18 protein-coding genes are annotated in these 18755 nt (G+C 63.5%); 5 read left to right on the top strand and 13 right to left on the bottom strand.

From position 1 onward, the window contains the following. Positions 1-1257: a threonine/serine exporter family protein gene (locus HND55_10440; GenBank protein ID QKK03019.1), complete on the bottom strand. Its 1257-nt coding sequence runs from the start codon at positions 1255-1257 to the stop codon at positions 1-3. Positions 1258-1362: 105 nt separating this feature from the next. On the opposite strand from HND55_10440, the gene HND55_10435 reads away from it, so the two are divergent. Then, complete coding sequence (locus tag HND55_10435; GenBank protein QKK03018.1) at positions 1363-2163, top strand: PhzF family phenazine biosynthesis protein; 801 nt, start codon at positions 1363-1365, stop codon at positions 2161-2163. Here the strand turns inward: HND55_10435 and HND55_10430 are convergent. The 3 genes from HND55_10430 to arfB all read right to left on the bottom strand — a co-directional run bounded on the left by HND55_10430 (position 2144) and on the right by arfB (position 5350). Continuing rightward, on the bottom strand, positions 2144-3388 hold the full coding sequence (locus tag HND55_10430; protein ID QKK03017.1) for an amidohydrolase family protein: 1245 nt from the start codon (positions 3386-3388) through the stop codon (positions 2144-2146). The genes HND55_10435 and HND55_10430 overlap by 20 nt on opposite strands. After that, the gene (locus HND55_10425) at positions 3385-4638 is read right to left on the bottom strand and encodes an amidohydrolase family protein (GenBank protein ID QKK04083.1); all 1254 of its coding nucleotides are present in this window, start codon (positions 4636-4638) and stop codon (positions 3385-3387) included. The genes HND55_10430 and HND55_10425 overlap by 4 nt, the downstream gene beginning before the upstream one ends. Positions 4639-4936: 298 nt before the next feature. Further along, complete coding sequence (gene arfB / locus HND55_10420) at positions 4937-5350, bottom strand: aminoacyl-tRNA hydrolase (protein ID QKK03016.1); 414 nt, start codon at positions 5348-5350, stop codon at positions 4937-4939. A gap of 105 nt (positions 5351-5455) precedes the next feature. On the opposite strand from arfB, the gene HND55_10415 reads away from it, so the two are divergent. Further along, positions 5456-6895: a diguanylate cyclase gene (locus tag HND55_10415; protein QKK03015.1), complete on the top strand. Its 1440-nt coding sequence runs from the start codon at positions 5456-5458 to the stop codon at positions 6893-6895. Positions 6896-6907: 12 nt separating this feature from the next. On the opposite strand, the gene HND55_10410 is transcribed toward HND55_10415, so the two are convergent. Beyond that, positions 6908-7528: a DUF4405 domain-containing protein gene (locus HND55_10410; protein QKK03014.1), complete on the bottom strand. Its 621-nt coding sequence runs from the start codon at positions 7526-7528 to the stop codon at positions 6908-6910. A 95-nt stretch (positions 7529-7623) separates the two neighbouring features. Here HND55_10410 and HND55_10405 point away from each other — a divergent pair, with 95 nt between their 5' ends. The 3 genes from HND55_10405 to HND55_10395 all read left to right on the top strand — a co-directional run bounded on the left by HND55_10405 (position 7624) and on the right by HND55_10395 (position 8773). Beyond that, positions 7624-8172, top strand: coding sequence for a helix-turn-helix transcriptional regulator (locus tag HND55_10405; GenBank protein QKK03013.1), 549 nt, complete (start codon positions 7624-7626; stop codon positions 8170-8172). A 98-nt stretch (positions 8173-8270) separates the two neighbouring features. Beyond that, the gene (locus tag HND55_10400) at positions 8271-8513 is read left to right on the top strand and encodes a type II toxin-antitoxin system Phd/YefM family antitoxin (GenBank protein QKK03012.1); all 243 of its coding nucleotides are present in this window, start codon (positions 8271-8273) and stop codon (positions 8511-8513) included. After that, on the top strand, positions 8510-8773 hold the full coding sequence (locus HND55_10395) for a Txe/YoeB family addiction module toxin (GenBank protein ID QKK03011.1): 264 nt from the start codon (positions 8510-8512) through the stop codon (positions 8771-8773). Before HND55_10400 ends, HND55_10395 begins: the two co-directional genes overlap by 4 nt. 79 nt (positions 8774-8852) lie before the next feature. On the opposite strand, the gene HND55_10390 is transcribed toward HND55_10395, so the two are convergent. The 8 genes from HND55_10390 to HND55_10355 form a co-directional block, all read right to left on the bottom strand. After that, positions 8853-9383: a sulfite exporter TauE/SafE family protein gene (locus HND55_10390; protein QKK04082.1), complete on the bottom strand. Its 531-nt coding sequence runs from the start codon at positions 9381-9383 to the stop codon at positions 8853-8855. A 146-nt stretch (positions 9384-9529) separates the two neighbouring features. Continuing rightward, positions 9530-12271 carry a DEAD/DEAH box helicase family protein gene (locus HND55_10385; GenBank protein ID QKK03010.1) on the bottom strand — a complete coding sequence of 914 codons (2742 nt, stop codon included), beginning with the start codon at positions 12269-12271 and terminating at the stop codon, positions 9530-9532. 5 nt (positions 12272-12276) lie between these two features. Beyond that, positions 12277-14142 carry a site-specific DNA-methyltransferase gene (locus HND55_10380; protein QKK03009.1) on the bottom strand — a complete coding sequence of 622 codons (1866 nt, stop codon included), beginning with the start codon at positions 14140-14142 and terminating at the stop codon, positions 12277-12279. Positions 14143-14196: 54 nt separating this feature from the next. Beyond that, positions 14197-15246 (bottom strand): Fic family protein, encoded by a 1050-nt coding sequence (locus tag HND55_10375; GenBank protein ID QKK03008.1) that lies wholly within the window; start codon positions 15244-15246, stop codon positions 14197-14199. A gap of 160 nt (positions 15247-15406) precedes the next feature. Next, a complete protein-coding gene (locus HND55_10370; protein QKK03007.1) occupies positions 15407-16132 on the bottom strand; it encodes a sulfite exporter TauE/SafE family protein in 726 nt (241 codons plus the stop codon). Next, on the bottom strand, positions 16132-16917 hold the full coding sequence (locus tag HND55_10365; protein ID QKK03006.1) for an SDR family oxidoreductase: 786 nt from the start codon (positions 16915-16917) through the stop codon (positions 16132-16134). Before HND55_10365 ends, HND55_10370 begins: the two co-directional genes overlap by 1 nt. Further along, complete coding sequence (locus tag HND55_10360; GenBank protein ID QKK03005.1) at positions 16914-17849, bottom strand: SDR family oxidoreductase; 936 nt, start codon at positions 17847-17849, stop codon at positions 16914-16916. Before HND55_10360 ends, HND55_10365 begins: the two co-directional genes overlap by 4 nt. Continuing rightward, on the bottom strand, positions 17846-18700 hold the full coding sequence (locus HND55_10355) for a bile acid:sodium symporter family protein (GenBank protein ID QKK04081.1): 855 nt from the start codon (positions 18698-18700) through the stop codon (positions 17846-17848). The genes HND55_10360 and HND55_10355 overlap by 4 nt, the downstream gene beginning before the upstream one ends. Positions 18701-18755: the final 55 nt, after the last annotated feature.

The raw sequence follows: 18755 nt of genomic DNA, 5'->3' as shown, positions 1-18755 counted from the left end.
TCAGAGCACATTGCGCGGCGGCAGCAGAACGGATGCCAGGATCATTCCGGTGGTCAGGGCCACCGCAATGATGCCGGCGAGGATGGCCGTCTCCATGCCCGCGACCACATCGTCGGTCAGCAAGGTTGCAAGGCTGCGCAGGCCGATGCTGCCCGGCACCAGCAGAATCAGGCCGGGGATGTGAAGTATGGAGCTCGGACGGCGGGTGAGCAGGACGAACAGGTTGCCGGCCAGACCGACCGACAAGCCGCCGATGAATGCTCCGATGACCGGCGCCGCGAGTGCGGCCCCCAGGCCGGCGCCGACCCAGGCCAGCAGGGTGACCAGCAGAATCCAGAACCAGTCGCGCCGGTCGGCCTGAATGAGCAGCATTAGACCAACCGCTGCGGAAACAACGCCGGCGGGTGCCAGCCACGGCGGCGCCGGCGAGGCACTGACCAGGCCGACTGGTCCGACCAGCGCCTGCCCGGCCATGCCACCGAGCACCAGCCCGAAGGTCAGGAGCGCAAACACGGTGATGGCAAAGGCCATGCGGGAAGCGCCCGATACCAGGTGCCCGGTTGACAGCTCGCGGGCCGCGGTAGTCAGATCCATGCCCGGCAGCAGGGCAATCATGGCGGCAACAATGGCCGGCATCAGGGCCGTGTCCGGGTCGAGCCCGCACCACAGCGTGCCCAGAAAAGTGACCAGTGCCGCTGCCATCGGCGTGATCAGGCGCGAGCGGTCAACGTGCTGCCGCAGCCACAGCACGGTCAGGCCGCACACCAGGCCGAGCGGCGCGGCCACCGCGGCTTCCCGCCACCCACCGCCGAGCAGGGGCGCAACACCGGCAGCGATCAGCACGTAGGCGGTCAGCTGCAGCCACCAGCCATAAAGCGGTGGCGCCCGGTCGATCTCGCGAACTCGCTTATCGGCGGTTTCCGGATCAATGCTGCCGCCAGCCAGGTCCTCCATCACAGCGGTCAGGTCAGCCAGCTTGGCGAGATTGGCCGAGCCCGGATCCGAACGCGCCAAAAAGGTCTGCTGACGGTCGTCGTCGCCGAGCGAAACGATCAGCGAGGTCGGCGTTGAGAAGAACTCGGCCCGCAGGCCCAGGCGCTCGGCCATGATCTGCATGGCGGCCTCGAGTCGATGGGCCGGTGAGCCGACATGCAGCAGGGCACGTCCCAGATTGAGCACCAGCCGGCCGTAGCGGCTGGCATCGTAGGGTTGGGGCGTCAGAGAGGCGCGCCCGGTCGATTCCGTGGGTTCGTTCACCCGGGCGTCTCCATGTGGCTGAAGGACCGCAAAACCATGACTGCAAGCGTACACCAGTCGGAGGCAATGCCATAATCGGCGGGGAGATCAGACCAGGACAAGCCCATGTCGCTTCGACTCTACCAGGTTGATGCTTTTGCCGACCGGGTGTTTGGCGGTAATCCTGCCGCGGTCGTGCCACTTGATCACTGGCCTGCCGGCGCGCTGCTACAGGCCATTGCCGGGGAGAACAATCTGTCAGAAACAGCCTTCTTCGTCCCCCGCGAGAACCGGTTCGAGCTGCGCTGGTTCACGCCGGTTGCCGAGGTCGATCTGTGCGGACATGCCACGCTGGCCAGCGCGCACGTCCTGTTTGAACACCTTGGTTACGGGCACAGCGAGATCCTGTTTGATACCCGCAGCGGCGAGCTGCGCGTCGCGCGCTGCCGGAGCGGCTTGCGCATGAATTTCCCGGCAATCGAAAGCGTGCCGGTCGAGGCGCCGCCAGGGCTCATCGACGGGCTGCTCGGGTCGTCTCGGACCGAGCCGGTCGAACTGCTCGTGGCATCGGACTATCTGGTGGTTCTTGCCAGCGAGGGGGAGCTGCGGTCGCTGGCGCCGGACTTCGTCCGACTGGCCAAGCTCGATCGACGCGGAGTATTGGCCACCGCCCCGGGTGAGACGGTCGACTTTGTCAGCCGCTGCTTCTTTCCCGCACTGGGCGTCAATGAGGACCCGGTCACCGGTTCGGCCCACTGTGAGCTGGCCCCGTACTGGGCCAGACGGCTCGGGCGTCAAGCACTGTCTGCCAGCCAGCTTTCGCGCCGGGGTGGGTGCATCGAATGCCGGGTTGACGGCGATCGGGTCTGGTTGACCGGCCGTGCGGTGGATTACATGGTCGGCGAGATCAGCGTCGACGTTCGCTGACCCGCCGTCCCTCGATGATCGTCCCGATCACCTGGGTGGTGTACTCGAAGGGATCGCCGTCGAACAGGGCCACATCGCCGTGCTTGCCGACCTCCAGTGAGCCGACCCGATCATCGATGCCGAGAATGCGGGCCGGTGCCATGGTGACCATCTCCAGCGCCTGGTCGAATGTGGCGCCGTAGGGCAGGGTCATCGCCGCTTCGAACAGCACCACTCGTGTCTTGGGTACGTAGCTTTCGTAGCCGCTTTGCAGCGCCACCTCGATACCGGCATCGGCCAGCTTTGCGGCGGTCGTAAACGAGAAGTGCTGGCTGTCGCTGTTGCCACGCGAGCGCTGCATGGTCGGGTGAATGATGACCGGCACCCCGGCCCTCGCAATTTCATCGATCAGCAGATACGCGTCACTGGCTCCGGCCAGAATCAGCCGAAAGCCGAATTCATCGGCCAGCCTCAGCGCGGTCATGATGTCGCTGTGAAGATGGGCCTCGATGATCAACGGCAGATCCCCGTCGAGCACGGCAACCAGCGCCTCCATTGCCAGGTCGCGGCCGGGCGGCGTGTCGCCGTCGAGCTTCTCGCGGTAGTCTTCGGCCGCGTAGAGCTGTTCGCGCAGCAGGGCCACGACCTTGCTGCGATTGCCCGGGCTGGACCGGTCATGCGTGGTGGCGGCGTGACCCAACGTCGCCGAGAGGGCGACAGCCGGCTCGAACACGGCTTCGATCACGGTCTCGCCGGCAGTTTTGGCCAGCAGCGTCTGGCCGGATATGGCCTCTCCGGGGCCGTGGCCGGCATGGACAGTCGTGATACCGTGCTCGCGCAGCCAACCGACCAGGCGCTCGCGCGGGTTGTAGGCGTCAATGGCGCGCAGTTCTGGCTGGATGGCCGCCGAGCGCTCGAGCTGGTCCTGGTCGTGTGGCTGGTTCATGGCGCCCGACAGTCCGACGGTCGATCTTGCATCGATCAGTCCGGGCGTGGCGACCGCTGCCTCGACCAGCACTACATCAGCGGGAATGTCGATGTCACCGACCGGTCCGACCGCCTGGATGATGCCGTCGGAGATCAGCACGACGCCATCGGTGATGGATTGTCCCGGCGCGGTGTACAGGGTGGCGGCGCGCACGGCGATATCCTGCGCCGCTGCCGGCAGAGCGATCAGCGTTGCCACAAGGATGACGGCAAGCCGTGTTGCATTTGTTCTCTTGCAGGGCGGGCTGCAGTGTGTCATCGGTGGCCTCCGTCGTTGCCGTGGGCATGGATGTGTCCGGCGCCGTCGTCATCGGACAGTGCGTTGAAGCCGCCTTCGGCGACCAGGCGGTCCTCATCATCGTCCAGATTGAAACGGCGCTCGCCCTCGACCCAGGTCTCGAGCACGCGCGTGTAGACGCTGAACGGGTCGCCGGAGAGAATCACGAAATCCGCGTCCTTGCCCGGCGTGAGCGAGCCGATCCGGCCGCCCAGGTCCAGCATGTCGGCGCCGGCCTGGGTCACCGAGCGCAGGGCCGCCTCGCGCGACATGCCGGCGCGCACCGCCATGGCGGCCATGCGCAGGAAATAGCGAGAGTCGGTGATCCAGTCGTCGGTGTGCAGCGCCACCTGCGCACCGGCCCGTTCAAGCGCGGGCGCCGACCGCGCCTCCAGATTCAGGGCCTCCAGTTTGCCACCGGGGCTGTCGATGATGATCAGCGAGACCGGCACGTCTGCGGCCGCGATCTCTTCGGCGACTCGCCAGGCTTCCGAGGTGTGATGTAGCACCATGCGGAAGTCGAACTCATCGCGCAGACGGATGGCGGTCATCAGATCGTCGTGACGGTGGCTGTGAAAATGGACCATGCGCGTGCCGTCGAGGACTTCGGCCAGGGCCTCCATACCCAGGTCCCGTGCGGGCTGCTGGTCCGCGCCCGCATCCTTGCGCTTGTCGGCATACTCGCTGGCCTGGATGAAGGCGGCGCGCACCAGCGCGGCCGACTTCGCGCGCGTGCCGGGAAAAGGTGCGTCGCGCATCGAGTTGGTGCCATTGGCCATTTTCAGGCCACCCGCGATCGCGCCATCGTCGCGGCGATAGGCCAGTTCGGTGACGGTGTTCCCATCGCGCAGCTTCAGATACAGGGTCTGTCCGCTGATCAGATGGCCCGAGCCGGGCATGATGTTGACCGAGGTAATGCCGCCGGCCAGCGCGCGCTTGAGCCCCGAAGAGCGAATGTTGACCGAGTCCAGCGCCCGGGCTTCGGGCTGTATCGGCCCGGCACGGTCGGCGCCTGAGACCTCCCCGATATGACTGTGGGTGTCGACGATGCCGGGCATGATGACCGTACCAGCGCCCAGCTCGACGATTTGCGCATCATCGTCAATGGCCACCTCGTTTCGGCTGCCGACAGCGGCAATCCTGCCGTCGACAACGACAAGCGTACCGTTGTCGATCGGCGCACCATCGATCGGGATGACTCTCGCGCCGACGAAAGCGCGCGTTTGCGCCATCGCGGCAAGGGGGATTGCAACCAGCAGCAGGGTAGCGGCCAGCCAGTGTGAATAGTGTCTCAAGCGTTATCTCCTTCGAATCACGGACAAGTCTCACGACATGTCAGTGCGTGGCGTTCGACCCAATGTCCAGAACGACATGATGCCATTTACCGCGTCAATGGCGAAAGCCGCGTCCGTTGGGGACGCGGCCCCGACCTACGGCGAGAGGATCGGGGTTGCCTCGAATCGTAGTCCGGGCGGTGTACCGTCGTACGTTCCGATTCCGCGCGCTGTCCGTCGGGGACGCGGCCCCGACCTACTCGTCGATCCGGGGCGTCTTTCTAGCCCGCTTGATTTCCTTTTTACGCTGTTTTTTCTTCTTCCAGCGCTTCTTCGCCGCCCGGCTTGGTCGGGTCGGAATGCGTTTTTTCGGTTTATGGCGGGCCTGTTCGATCAGCTCGGCCAGCCGCTCGCGTGCTTCCTCGCGGTTGCGGTGCTGGCTGCGATGGTTCCTGGCCACGATCGTGATCACGCCGCCGCTGTCGGCTCTTCGGCCCGCCAGCTCGAGCAGGCGGACCTTGACGGGCTCGGACAGGAACTCTGAATCGACCACGTTGTAACGCAACTGCACGCCGGTTTCGGTGCGATTGACGTGCTGTCCGCCCGGTCCGCCGGTCAGGATGAACTTCTCTTCGATCTCGTTTTCGGGCGGCAGCTTGCGCGAGGTCATTGCGGCTCCTGTGGATATTCGATAGATTCATGCCTTCATTCATATGGAGTGACGGATGCCCGGCCGCTGGGTGTGATGCGGGCCGTGGATCGGTCGGATCGCTACATGGTGCCAGCCCGCAGCCGCTTTGTCTTCTTTCTGCTGACCGTGCTCGGGCTGGGTTTCGTCGCCATTAGCGTGGCCAGCTATTTCATGGCCGAGGATGCCCTGGACCAGCGCATCGCCGGCGAGATCCTGCCGCTGACCAGCGACAATGTCTACTCCGAAATCGAACGCGACCTGCTCCGCTCGATCCTCATTTCATCGCTGATGGCCACTGACACCTTCGTGCGCGACTGGGTTCGGGACGGGGAGGAGGATTCCGAACCGATGATCCGTTACCTGCGCGAGATCCAGCGCAAGTACCGAACGACGACCGCATTCTTCGTCTCCGAGGCGACGCGAAACTACTACCACCCGACCGGTGTAATCAAGCAGGTCCAACCCGGCAACGCGGCAGACAGCTGGTACTTTCGCGCCCGTGGACTCAGCGACAACTACGAGATCAACATCGACCAGGACACGGCCGACCGCACGCGACTGAGCATTTTCATCAACTATCGCGTGGTTGACCGCGAAGGAAATTTTCTCGGCGTGACCGGCATTGGACTGGCCGTCGAGCAGGTCGTCGGACTGATCGAATCCTATGAGCGTCGCTACGACCGGGAGATATACTTTGTCGATCGGGAGGGCGAAATCACGCTACACGATGACAAAGACGAATCGTTGCTGCCGCTGCGCCAACGCCCCGGGCTGGACAAGTTCGCGACGCGAATTCTGACCAACCCCAGTAGCTCGCTCAGCTATGTAGACGAGTTTGGTGAAACCATCTTTCTCAACAGCCGCCTGGTGCCGGAGTTCAACTGGTACCTGATTGTCGAACAAAGCAAGAGCGACGCCGAAGGCAACCTGCTCGGAACCCTGGGGATCAACATCGTGCTGGCGCTCGCCATGGGCGCGATTGTGCTGATGCTGGTCTACGTGACATTCAACCGCTACCAGAGCCGGCTCGAGCAGATGGCCACCACCGACAAACTTACGGGCGCGGCGAACCGGCACGTCTTCCAGGTCATCTTCAGTCAGGTGGTTCGCAATGCCCGCCGCCGCAATGAACCTGTTTCACTGCTGGCTCTGGATATCGATAACTTCAAGACAATCAACGACGGGCTTGGGCATCATGCCGGAGATGGCGTGCTAAGGCAGTTTGCCGAAGTTGTTGGCAGTGTGGTTCGCGAATCCGATACACTGTGCCGCTGGGGTGGAGATGAATTCCTGGTGCTGATGGCCGGCTGCAACGCCGCCCAGGCGCTGGACGTGGCGGAGAAGGTTCGTGCCACCGTCGCCGAACGGAGCTTCCATGTCAATGGCGAGGCGGTCGATCTGACCATCAGTATCGGCGTCACCGCGGTGGCCATGGAAGACGCGGTGGAATCGTCCCTGATCCGGGCGGACCGGGCGCTTTACCGGGCCAAGCGGGCGGGGAGAAATCGAATCGCCAGCCTGTGACTACAGGGCCTGTCAGTCTTCGGTTCCGGTTGTTCCCGCCCGTTTGCGTCCGGTGATCATCGCGCGGACGAGATTCTCGCGGTGCATGCGACCGGCGACCAGCACGCCGAGGACGTGGAAGATGACCAGGGCGAGCATCAGGTTGGCCAGCACCTCGTGCGTTTCTTCCCAGAAATCTTCCGAGACCGTCCACACGGCCTGCCCGGCGGCTTCGCCGCTTTCGGCGACCCAGCCGGCGAGCGGCCCGGCGTTTTCCTCGACGGCGTAGAGCACGATGCCGGTAAACGCCATGGCGACCATGCCTGCCAGCAGCAGCAGGATCATGACGGCGCCGGCCGGGTTGTGTCCCAGGTAGCGCCTGGCCCGGCCGCGCGCCATGTCGCCCAGGTATCGGGCGGTGGTGGCCGGTGAACGCACGAAATCGCCGAAGCGCGCGTGGCGCGTGCCGACGAATCCCCACAGTATCCGGAGCAGCACGACGGCAAGCAGGGTGTAGCCAACCCAGCTGTGCAGCGTCATCCATTCGTCTTCGATGATGTAGTTGGTGAAAAAGCCGAGGACCAGCAGCCAGTGGCCGATGCGCACCAGCGGATCCCAGACCTTGACTCGAGCTTCGGGTGCGAGCGTGTTCATGTCCGTCTGCCTCGTTCTTGCCTGGGGTCAGCTTGCGACCGATCGACCTGGAATAGAATCCGGCACATGACGTGTTTCGCTCGACGAGGCTCCAAATGACGACGACTCCTTCCCGAACCCAGGGCTCGGCCGTGATCCTGGTCGCGTTCGGCGTGATCGCGCTGCTGATCGGCTGGGACCTGCTCTCGGACTCCGCCGAAGGGGTCGAAATGTCGCACGTGCTGGTCGAACTGGCCCTGTTGCTGCTGGCCGCAAGCATGTTCGGCGTCGTCCTGGCGCAGATGCTGCGCGCGCGCCGGCGCGCGCAACGGCTCAACGTGCGTCTGGATTCCGCCGAAGCCGAGTCGCGGCGCTGGCAGGCGCGCTACCAGTCGACGCTGCGGGGGCTGGGTGAGGCCATCCAGGACCAGTTCGCGGCCTGGGCGCTGAGTCCGGCCGAAGCGGAAATCGGCCTGCTGCTGCTCAAGGGGCTGAGCCTCAAGGAGATCGCCGCGCTGCGCGATACCGCCGAACGCACGGTGCGCGAGCAGGCGCGCGCGATCTATCGCAAGGCCGGCCTGTCGGGCCGCTCGGAGCTGTCCGCCTTCTTCCTCGAAGACCTGCTGCTGCCCGATCCCGGCGCCATGCCGGGCGAGGACGAATGATCGCTGACGATCAGCGCCGTCACGAATTGGCGTACGTATTGACGCACGTACCATTTGGCGTACAATAAACATGACCAGATCTTCCGGAAGCGTTCACCATGTCGGGCATTACCGCAACCCAGGCAAGGAGCAATCTCTATCGCCTGATCGACGAGACGGCTGAATCGCATCAGCCAATCGTGATCACCGGCAAGCGCAACAAGGCGGTTCTCGTCGCCGAGGAAGACTGGGCGGCAATCCAGGAGACCCTGTTTCTGCTCTCCGTGCCCGGAATGCGCGAATCCATCCGGGAAGGCATGGCCACCCCCGTTGACGAGTGCGACGAGGACCTGGGCTGGTGAGCTGGAAGCTTGTCTACACCAGGCAGCCCCGGAAAGACACCAGAAAACTCGCAGCCAGCGGACTGAAGCCTAAAGCCCGGGAATTGCTGGCGCTGATCGCCGAAGATCCTATCCGGAAGCCGCCGCCTTTCGAGAAACTCGTGGGTGACCTGGCGGGCGCGTATTCGCGTCGCATCAATATTCAGCACCGCCTGGTCTACCAGGTGCTCGAAGATCAGAAAGTCGTCAAAGTACTTCGACTATGGACGCATTACGATTAGGTTGGCGCGCCTGAACATTTGGCCTGGTCCGCGAAATTCTGGTCGAGCCGGCATGCCGTTGAACTGCGGATTTCGTGCGTTACCGAATGACAAGCGCTGCCCCTGTCGCGATCAACATCACGTAAACCAGCTGCCGGAAGCGCCGTTCGTCCAGTCGGTGGTGCAGGAACTCCCCGAGCAGGTAGCCGGTGCCGAGCACGGGCAGGTAGGCCGCCACCTTCGGCAGTGCCGGAACGAGCGTGCCGTCGACCAGGAAGGCGACGGTCAGGCCGGCGTTGAGGCTGAACCACACGGTGACCAGCGTGGCGCGAAGGCCGCCCTTGTCGAGCCGGGTGCCGGCCAGGGCGTAGACCAGCAGCGGGCCGCCGGAGGCGAACAGGCCGTGCGTGATGCCGGCGGCGAAGGTCAGGGCGCGGCTCAGCCAGGCCGGGTGGCGGCGGCCGTCGCCCGGAGCGTGTTCAGATCTTCGCTCGTACGCAAAGCTTGGCCGACGAAGGCCGTGCCTGGTCGCAGCTATGAAGTCCGTGAACGTGATATGGCCGAGCAGGATGGCAGGGAACCGGTGTCCTACCAGTTTCTCTGGGACGAGCTGGGCATTTCGCGCGAAAATGAATAATCAAAAGCAATTGACGGAAGCCCGCTGAACGTGCAGCAAGATTCTATCGCGAGGTCATAGGAACGTTTCCGGATTAGGGCTGGCGGCTCCGGGGCCTGAGCCAGGTGCGCTCTGAATGCCTGCTGATTAAATCATGGGGTTTAGCCCTGGCTCACCAGTTCCTTCAGGCTCGGCGCTTTTCTGAAGACAATTTCCTCGAATTGCTTGAAGTGTTTCTTACCGCAATTGAGTTTCATGCGCTCCACCAAGCGGAGCAGCTCCCCGGCCGGGTCCTCACGCTCGCTGGCACTCTTGGTTTCTGCCACGAAGTAGAGGGTGCTGTCGCCCCGAAAGACCAGCGCCCAGTCCGGGTTGTATTCGCCGACGGGGGTGTCGATGACGAACCATCGCGGGAGCTTGAAATAGAACAACACATCGTCGTTGTTCTCACAGTCCTCGGCGAAACGACGTTCGGGGCTTGAATCACCGTCGATTACGATGTGCGAGAACAGTGTTTTCTCGGGCTTCGTCACTTCGTGGACGTTGTCGATGAAGGTTTCGATCTCGCCGTCTTCGAATCGGCGCATCTCCCAGACCTTGTCGCCGATCCTTTCGTACTCGACCCCTTGCACCAGCAACCTGCGCAATTCTGCATTGATCAAGGCCGCCGTCTGGTCGATGAAGGATTGCGGATTGTTCAGCGCTTCGCCCAGGCGCCCGCAGTCGAGCAGAATCCGGCCCACCGTGGAACGGGACAGACCGGTGCGACCCTGAATTTCGGCAAGCAGGTCCGGGATTCGGAAACGCGTGGCTACATACTCCGGTCGGACGCCGGTGACCCGGGAGTCGATCCCGGCGCGCGTGATGTCCAGGTCCGTTCGAGTCAGAACGACCTGGGGGCGGCCGATGGCGGGGAGGTCGTCCCGCACCCGGTCGGTGGCTCGCTGGATGAGCTCCTCAGTTCGATACTTCACTCGGTAGCGGGTCCGATCCCGAATGCGTTCCCACAGCGCCAGGAAATCCGGGTTGGCTTCGAATCCCTTGCGCAAGCGCACTTGCACCTTCTTGCGCTCGTTCTTGACCATGCCTTCCTTGAAGGCCACGCCGTCGGCCATCATTTCGGACTGAAGCTGCCGGGCGAAATCCTCATAGGTGTCATTGGCGATCACGGTCAGGCGGTTGAGATGTTGGTCCATGACCCGCTCGCCTTCCTGGTTGACGCAAAGCCGCAGCCCGCGGCCGATCTCCTGGCGCTTGCGCAGCTCCGAGCGGGTTTCGGCCAGCGTGCAGATCTGAAAGACGTTGGGATTGTCCCAACCCTCACGCAGGGCCGAGTGACTGAATATGAACCGGAGCGGCTCGTCGACATCCAGCAGACGCTCCTTGTCGCGCATGATCAACTCGAAGGCACCGCCCTCGGCGCCTGACTTGGTCTTGAACGTACTCTCGGAGTACGGAGACAGCGCCTGCTTGTCGCGGGCGAAGTAGCCGTTATGGACCTGCTGGGCCTCCAGGTCGTACAGACTCTGATATTCGGGCATGGCGGCGTAGCGACGAAAGATCTCCTCGAACCATTCGCCGAACGGTCCCAGCGAGGTCGAGCCATCCTCGTGATAAACGCGGTAGCTGGAAACGCGGTCGATAAAGAACACACTGAGCACCTTGATGCCCAGCGGCTCCAGGCGTCTGGCTTTCTCGAAGTGCCGGCGAACCGTCGCCTCGATCTGCATGCGCATGACCTGTTCGCCGGCGGCGCCGTGCGGGACGCCCACGCGCACGGTCACATCGTTGGCAAAACGCACGAAACCCGACTCGGCGTCGATCTCATTGACGATAAAGCCATTGCGATAGATTTCGCGCTGCTTGGACAGCCTGTAGAGATCACTGCCGTTCTTCAATGTGACGCGCTTTTTCCTCGGGCCCCTGGCCTGATTGACCCAGATGGTGGCCTTGGCTGAAATCGAGCGTGAGCTGGAGTTGAAGCTCTCCAGCTCCACGAATGCCTGGTTCTCTGTGCTCTCGTCGACCACCGAATCCACGCTGATCTGCTTGACCAGCCCCAGTTCGTAAGCCTGAACGGGGTCCAGGCTGTAGACCAGGTTGTAGGTGTCGCGGTGAGTCGCCGAATAGCGCAGGGCGCACATCGGATTCAGCCGGGCAATGGCGCGCTTGCGCTTGTCGGTTTCCAGGTTCTGGGGTTCGTCCAGCACCACGATCGGCCGGGTCTGCTGGATGAACTCGATCGGCCGAATCCCGGTTTCCCGAAGCTGGTTGATCACATTGCCCTTGTTGCGCGACCCCGGCGCCGAGTCGGCATCCTTGGCAAAGGCGTCGATATTGATCACCAGCACCTGCAGGGCATCGGAAAGCGCGAAGTTGCGCAGCTGGTGTACCCGCGCCGACTCGTAGGCGGTGAACTCCACGCGCTGGGCGTCGTAGAGTTGCCGAAAGTGCTGCTCGGTGATGCGCAGGGACTTCAGCACCCCCTCGCGAATGGCGACAGAGGGCACGACGATCACGAACTTGCAGAAGCCGAATTGCTTGTGCAGCTCGTGCAGGGTGCGCAGATAGACGTAGGTCTTGCCGGTGCCGGTCTCCATTTCCACGGTGAAATTCGGAAAATTGCCCAGCACCTGACCGTCGGAATCCGCAAGCACCTCCAGTCGCTCGGATGGCTCCAGTCCATGCATCTGCTGTACCGCGCGCAGATTGTCGAGCCACTGTTCCGGCGTCAGCACACAGCGATTGGCCAGGCCGACCTCCGTCAGCTGGAGACTGGTCAGCGCATCCTGCTCGAACTGCGAGACACCCGACTCCGGGCCCGGCTGCCCCCGGAAGAGTTCGGTCACGGCCGAGATCGCATCGTTCTGGTAGCCCTGATCTGGATCGAATCGAAGTCTCATGGCCATCAGATGCAGACAAAGCGGATGTCGGCATCCCGACACTGCAGGGAAAGATTGGACTTGAGCGGGTCCGAGTCCTCGAAGATCGAATCGAGGGCAACGATCTGTTCGGGCTTTCGCTCGATCAACGGTTCGATCATGCTTTCTGCAAAGCCTTCAAGGAGCAGCAGCAGGCGGCCTTCGTCTACTGAATGAACCGGGTGGCTATTCACTTCGATAGTTTCAACGCTCGCCGTCAGTTCATATCCCAGTTTCAGCAGTAACTCATACAGCACGGCTTCGGTATCGGCGCCGTCCTTTTCGGCACTCATGAACAGTTTGACCTGCTCGGCCAGATCATCGGCGGATTCGATTGCCTCACCGCGCCACTGCTTGAAGTTTGAAGGGGCCAGGGTATAGGCCTTGAAGCCCTCGTCCTCGGGAAAGGGCGAGGCCAGGTCGTCTGTCGCTTTAAGGTCCTCGATCACTGCACGAATGCGGGTGCGGGCCACCTGGGCGATATCGGAGAATTCCACGTTGTCGGTATCCAGCGGTTCCGGTAGCTGGACCAGGATGCAGCGACGGTTGCCGTTGTCTTCGGCGTTCTGGCGCAGCACCGCCTCCATTGTGGTGCCGGATCCTGCAAAGAAATCGAGTGCAATACCTTCCTCAGGCAAAGCTTGCTGAACTAGCGTTTTCAGCAATTCCACCGGCTTTGGAAAGTCGAAGATTTGTTGGCCGAGGAGCTCTCTTACTTCCGCGGTTCCATCAGACGTGTGAACATTCTGGATGATCGATGGGAATGAGATCCTGTCCTGTTGCATCTCTGATCTGAATTTTTTCTCTCGAGGTCTGCCAGACTCCGATTTCGGAAATAGAACGCGGCCTTCTTGAATCATAGTTTTCATGCGATTTTTTGAGTACCTCCAGCCTCGGTCTTCGGGAGCAGGAAACTCCCTTCCGGAATCGGGGTCAACGATGGAATAGTAGAGGTTGGGGCGCTGTTCGCGCGTGGCGAGACCGAGCATGCTTCGACTCATCCAGGGGCCACGGGGGTCTTCATCCGGGTTAGAAAACTTGCTTTCATCTCTATCTAATCCGTAGAACGAAAACTCTGACTGACGTGAATAGCACAGCAAGTACTCATGGTCAGTCGACACGTTAGTAACGGCGCGGGTGTCGGTAAATTTTCGGGCCTTCCATACGAGCTGAGCAACAAAGTTCTCTTCCCCAAAAATCTCATTCATCAAGCAACGCAGGTTATAAACCTCGTTGTCGTCGCATGAAACAAAGATCACACCTTGCTCATGCAAGAGATTCCGGGCGATGTAGAGCCGCGGCAGCATCATGCTCAGCCAGTTGGAGTGGTAGTGGCCGGATTCGCGGCTGTTCTTGCGGAAAAACCCCTCGCGCATCAACGCACCGTCGTCGTCGAGTTCGTTGACCCGTTTCAGATAGTCTTCCTTGCTTTCCTGGAATCGGTCTGGGTAAACGAAGTTGTCGTTGCCGGTGTTGTACGGGGGATCGATATAGATCAGCTTGACCTTGCCGAAGTAGGCCTTCTGCAGCACTTTCAGCGACTCGAGGTTCTCGCCCTCGATAAAGACATGGCTGGCCGTATCGAAATTGACCGACTGGTCCCGGCGGGGCCGGAGTGTGGCGGTCGTGGGTGTCTGCAGTACCTTGTAGGCCTCGGACTTGCCCACCCAGTCGAGCCGGTAGCGTTCGCCGCCGTCGATCACGAAATCTTCTCCCAGGGCGCGCTTGAGTGCCTCGATGTCGACCTTTCCCTCGCTGATCGCTTCCGGGAGAACCTGCTTCAGGGCTTCGCGCTTGAGATCGGCGGGGTTGGGGCTGGCGGCGATGTCAGCGTCTGTTTTCTCTTTTGCCATTGCCTTGTTCCGGTGGTTTCTCTGGATTCTGTTCGTCGGGGGCGCGGCCCCGACCTACGATTTGATCTGATGCCATTTGGCGCCGCGGCCGCGGCCGATGACTTCTAGCAGGCCTTCCTCGCGCATCTGACGCAGCACATGGCGAACCATGTCTCGGCTGACGTCGGCGCACTCGGCCTCGATTTCCGAAATGGCGAAGGGCTGAGTGCGGCGAAAGACAGCCAGGCGAACCTGCTCGGTTTTCGCCCCCGGCGCATACCGGACCTGGGTCACGCGTTCCTCGAATTCCCGGTAGGCACGCAGCAGCGTGCCCCAGAAGTACTCCAGCCACGGCATGACATCATGCCGGCCATCATGCCAGCCCTGTGAACTGGCCTCCAGGGTGTCGTAGTAGCCCTCTTTGGTCGCCTCCACGATCCGCTCCAGGCTGATGTAGCGGCCCACTTCATAACCGAAATGGTAGAGCAGCATTAGGGTAACCAAGCGGGCCACCCGGCCGTTGCCGTCGTTGAAGGGGTGAATGCAGAGAAAATCGAAGACCGCTAGGGGAATCAGCACCAGGGGGTCCTGGCGCGCCCCATCAACCGCCTTGGCGTAACGTTCGGCAAGTTGGTCCATCTGCATCGATACCAGGTGCGGGGGCGTTGGCTCGAATCGGACCCGCGTGGTGCCGTCTGGCCCGGTTTCGGTGATCTCGTTCTGGGTGTTCTTCCAGCGCCCGCCGCGCTGCGGCATGTAGCGATAGAGCAGGCCGTGGAGCTGCAGCACGACATTCGGTGTGAGCGCCATCTCCCGCCCGGATTCGTGAATAAGGGCCAGCGCATCGCGATAGCCCGTGATTTCCTGCTCCGAGCGGTTGCGCGGGTCCGTGCGCTTGAGCAACAGGGGCTCCAGGCGCGCCGGGGCCACCGTCACGCCCTCGAGCCGGTTGGACGACTCGGTCGATTCAATCACTGCCGCCTGGCGCAGCGTCTTCAGCGTCTCCGGTGCCTGATGGAAGAACAGGCTCTGTTTGCCGCGATACTCCCCCAGTGCCCGCAGGGTGGCGAGGTGATCCGCGTTGAAACTGAGCTCGTCGAGAAATTCGGGTTCGAGAGAATGCATCTGAATGTCGCCGGATAACGAGGCAATAGTACGAACTAAACTAGGTAATGTAAAGCGTATTACCTTATTAATTCGCGAGTGGTTCCACGTTCTTTCATGCTCTTTCTGACGCCACGGCGCCAGTCTGAACGGAGAAGCGCCGCCCTGTCCTGGTGGCGCTTCACCTCAGAATAAGCGCCATCCCGGTAACAATGAGCAGCACGTAGACCAGCTGCCGGAAGCGCCGTTCATCCAGGCGGTGGTGCAGGAACTCCCCGAGCAGGTAGCCGGTGCCGAGCACGGGCAGGTAGGCGGCCACTTTCGGCAGCGCCGGAACGAGCGTGCCGTCGACCAGGAAGGCGACGGTCAGGCCGGCGTTGAGGCTGAACCACACGGTGACCAGCGTGGCGCGAAGGCCGCCCTTGTCGAGCCGGGTGCCGGCCAGGGCGTAGACCAGCAGCGGGCCGCCGGAGGCGAACAGGCCGTGCGTGATGCCGGCGGCGAAGGTCAGCGCGCGGCTCAGCCAGGCCGGGTGGCGGCGGCTGGCGACGTGGCGGTACAGGCGCCACAGCTCGCGCAGCGCGAACCAGATGATCAGGGCGCCGAGCAGCGCCTTGAGCAGGCTCTCGCCCAGCCAGGGGCTCAGAAAGTAGCCGGCGAGCGTGCCGGCGGCCATCAGCGGCAGGACCAGTTTCAGCAGTAACGCCTTGTCGATGTGGCGGCGGTTCTTCCAGGCGATGGTGCCGGTCATGAAGATGTTGAGCGGCACCAGCACCGGCAGCATCGATGAGATTGGCAGCAGCAGCGCGCCCAGCGCCAGGGCGATGACGATCGAGCCGAAGCCGGTGATCGCCTCGATCGTCGACGAGATCAGGATGCACAGGCCCAGCCACAGCCAGGGCGTCATCAGCGCAGCTCCCCCTCGAACTTCCGCCGGATCAGCTTCAGGTACAGCCCGGGCGTGACTCGCCAAACCAGCGACCCGATCCAGGCGAGGCGGTTGGGGAACAGCCAGCGCTGCCGTTTGGCCGCGGCGCGGGCGACGCGTGCGGCCATCCATTCGGCGCTGCGCTGTCGACCGATGCGGCTCTGGGCGTGGCGGGCCGGCAGGCCGTCGTGGCCGAGGGCGTGGGCCTCGATGTCGGTTTCCAGGAACGTCGGGTAGACCATCAGCACGCCGACGCCGTCGTCGGCCAGCTCCAGGCGCAGTACCTCGAAGAACTGGGTCAGCGCCGATTTGGCGGCGCCGTAGGCGGCGCGGCCGGGCAGGGGCATCCAGCCGGCCATCGAGCCGATGTTGACGATCAGGCCCCTGGATTCGCGCAGCAGGTCGAGGCCGGCGAGGGCGAGTTCCACCGGCGCCTGCCAGTCGACGGCCATGACCCTGCTGAAGACTTCGGCGTCGGTGCGGTGCGCGGGCGATCGGTGGGTGATGCCGGCGTTGTTGACCAGGATGTCGAGTCGGCCGAAGCGCTTTCGGGTGGCCTCGAGCAGGCCCGCGATCGCCCCGCGGTCGGTGACGTCGAGGACGCGGGTCAGCAGGCGCTCCGGCGCGTCGAACTCGCGCGCGAGCGCTTCCAGCCGCGATTCGTCCAGATCGGCCAGGACGAGCGCGTGGCCGTCGTCGAACCAGCTCCGGGCGAGCGCCCGCCCGAGGCCGCCGGCGGCGCCGGTGATCAGCACCACCTTCATTCCTGCCGCCGGCCCATGGCGTGTTCGGCGAAGTAGTCGAAGGCTTCGGCCGAGGTCTTCTTCGGGGTGTAGCCGAATGCTTCCTTCAGGCGGCGGTTCGACAGCACCGGGCGGTAGCGCAGGAAGTCGATCTGCTCCGGACGGGTGGGCCTGCCCAGCCACCTGGCGACGCGCAGTCCCGCCCTGACCAGGGCGACGGGCAGGGTGAGCGTGGGTTTGCCCAGGCGGCGGGCGATGTCGCGCAGGGTCAGCGCGCCGTCGCCGGCCAGGTTGTAGATGCCCTCGGCGTCCTCGCGGATGCCTTTCTCGAGAATCGCCAGCACGTCCTCGTCCCAGATGAACACGAACGGCGAGTCGTGGCCTTTCAGCACCAGGATGCGGCGGGCCGTGAACAGGGCGGTGATCTGGTTGCGGGTGTGGGCGCCCAGCACCGTGCCGGGGCGCAGCACCAGCTGCCTGAGCCCGGGGTGCCTGTTGCGCCAGTCGGCCAGCATCTCCTCGACCTGGCGCTTGTGGTCGGCGTAGGCGAAGGCCTCGTTGCCGCGCAGTGGGTCGTCCTCGTCGATCCAGTCGGGGTTGTCGTCGTGGTAGCCGTAGGCCGCTCCCGAACTGGTCACGGTGAGGTGCTGCACGCCGGTCGCCACGCAGGCCTGCAGGACATTGCGCGTGCCGCCGACGTCGATGTCGAAATCGCGCTGCCGGTCCTTCGAGGCCTGCAGCACCGAGGCGAGGTGCACGACGTGCGTGATGCCGTGCTCGCGCATGAAACCTGTCAATTTTTCCGATCGGATATCAAGAAAATGCAGCGGGAACTTCAGGTCGTTTCGCTCGCGGATGTCAGTGCCGAACACGGCGAAATCCCGGGCCAGGCGGTTGCCGAGCTGGTGGCCGATGTAGCCGGCCGCACCGGTGATGAGGATGCGCTTTTTCATGCGGCGTCCTTTGCCGGCAAGCGCTGCCCGTCGAGCGGGATGCGCGCCCAGACCTGCGACAGGGTGATGCCGGCGACCAGGTGCCACACGCCCCAGAAGCCGGCGATGAGCAGCATGCCGCCGGCCTCCGGGAAGAAGGTGAACAGGATGACCAGACCCAGGCCGGAATTCTGGATGCCGATCTCCATGGTCACCGCGCGCCGGTCGGCGGCCGGCAGCCGGGCGAGCCGCGCCATGGCGAAGCCGAGCCCGAAGGCGATCAGGTTGTGGCCGATGACGAGCCAGACGAAGGACTGGAAGCGGGCCAGGAACAGGTCGAAGTTGCGCGCAAAGGCGATGGCCACGAAGGCGAGCAGGATCAGCAGCGAGACCGCCCGCACGACGCGCTCGCTGCGCGCGGCCATCAGCGGCCAGCGCTGGCCGGCGAGCATGCCCAGCAGCAGCGGCAGGCCGAGCACCAGCACGACCAGCAGCAGGATGCCGCCGGGCTCGATGCTGATGGTGGTGAGGTAGTCGCGCGTGTAGGGGTTGAGCCAGCCGTAGAAGGCGAAGTTGATCGGCGTGAGCACGATCGCGGCAACGCTGGAGACGGCCGTCATCGACACCGACACCGCGACCGAGCCGCGCGCCATGAAGGTCATGATGTTGGAGAAGTTGCCGCCGGGGCAGGCGGCGATCAGGATCATGCCCAGCGCCAGCTCCGGATCGACCTCGAGCAGCCAGGTGACCGCGCAGGTCGCCGCCGGCAGTAGCAGGAACTGCGCCACCAGCCCCGCCGCCGGCGCCACCGGCGACAGGATCACGCGGCGGAAATCGGCAGGCCGCAGGTTCAGCGACACGCCGAACATCATCGCCGCCAGGATGACGTTGAGCAGGACCAGACTGTCAGGGTCGAAACGCACGGAA

It is taken from the genome of Pseudomonadota bacterium (genome assembly GCA_013285445.1).
Taxonomy (GTDB): Bacteria; Pseudomonadota; Gammaproteobacteria; order Xanthomonadales; family Wenzhouxiangellaceae; genus Wenzhouxiangella.
The sequence above is the reverse complement of the archived record's forward strand: the minus strand, read 5'-3'. Positions and strand labels throughout refer to the sequence as shown.

Coding starts and splice junctions, on each gene's coding strand:
- HND55_10410 (QKK03014.1), bottom strand. CDS start 7,528: ATGAACACGCTCGCACCCGAAGCTCGAGTCAAGGTCTGGGATCCGCTG.
- HND55_10400 (QKK03012.1), top strand. CDS start 8,271: ATGTCGGGCATTACCGCAACCCAGGCAAGGAGCAATCTCTATCGCCTG.
- HND55_10360 (QKK03005.1), bottom strand. CDS start 17,849: ATGAAAAAGCGCATCCTCATCACCGGTGCGGCCGGCTACATCGGCCAC.
- HND55_10405 (QKK03013.1), top strand. CDS start 7,624: ATGACGACGACTCCTTCCCGAACCCAGGGCTCGGCCGTGATCCTGGTC.
- HND55_10365 (QKK03006.1), bottom strand. CDS start 16,917: ATGAAGGTGGTGCTGATCACCGGCGCCGCCGGCGGCCTCGGGCGGGCG.
- HND55_10380 (QKK03009.1), bottom strand. CDS start 14,142: ATGGCAAAAGAGAAAACAGACGCTGACATCGCCGCCAGCCCCAACCCC.
- HND55_10385 (QKK03010.1), bottom strand. CDS start 12,271: ATGAGACTTCGATTCGATCCAGATCAGGGCTACCAGAACGATGCGATC.
- HND55_10375 (QKK03008.1), bottom strand. CDS start 15,246: ATGCATTCTCTCGAACCCGAATTTCTCGACGAGCTCAGTTTCAACGCG.
- arfB (QKK03016.1), bottom strand. CDS start 5,350: ATGACCTCGCGCAAGCTGCCGCCCGAAAACGAGATCGAAGAGAAGTTC.
- HND55_10370 (QKK03007.1), bottom strand. CDS start 16,132: ATGACGCCCTGGCTGTGGCTGGGCCTGTGCATCCTGATCTCGTCGACG.
- HND55_10435 (QKK03018.1), top strand. CDS start 1,363: ATGTCGCTTCGACTCTACCAGGTTGATGCTTTTGCCGACCGGGTGTTT.
- HND55_10430 (QKK03017.1), bottom strand. CDS start 3,388: ATGACACACTGCAGCCCGCCCTGCAAGAGAACAAATGCAACACGGCTT.
- HND55_10355 (QKK04081.1), bottom strand. CDS start 18,700: ATGATGTTCGGCGTGTCGCTGAACCTGCGGCCTGCCGATTTCCGCCGC.
- HND55_10425 (QKK04083.1), bottom strand. CDS start 4,638: ATGGCGCAAACGCGCGCTTTCGTCGGCGCGAGAGTCATCCCGATCGAT.
- HND55_10415 (QKK03015.1), top strand. CDS start 5,456: ATGGTGCCAGCCCGCAGCCGCTTTGTCTTCTTTCTGCTGACCGTGCTC.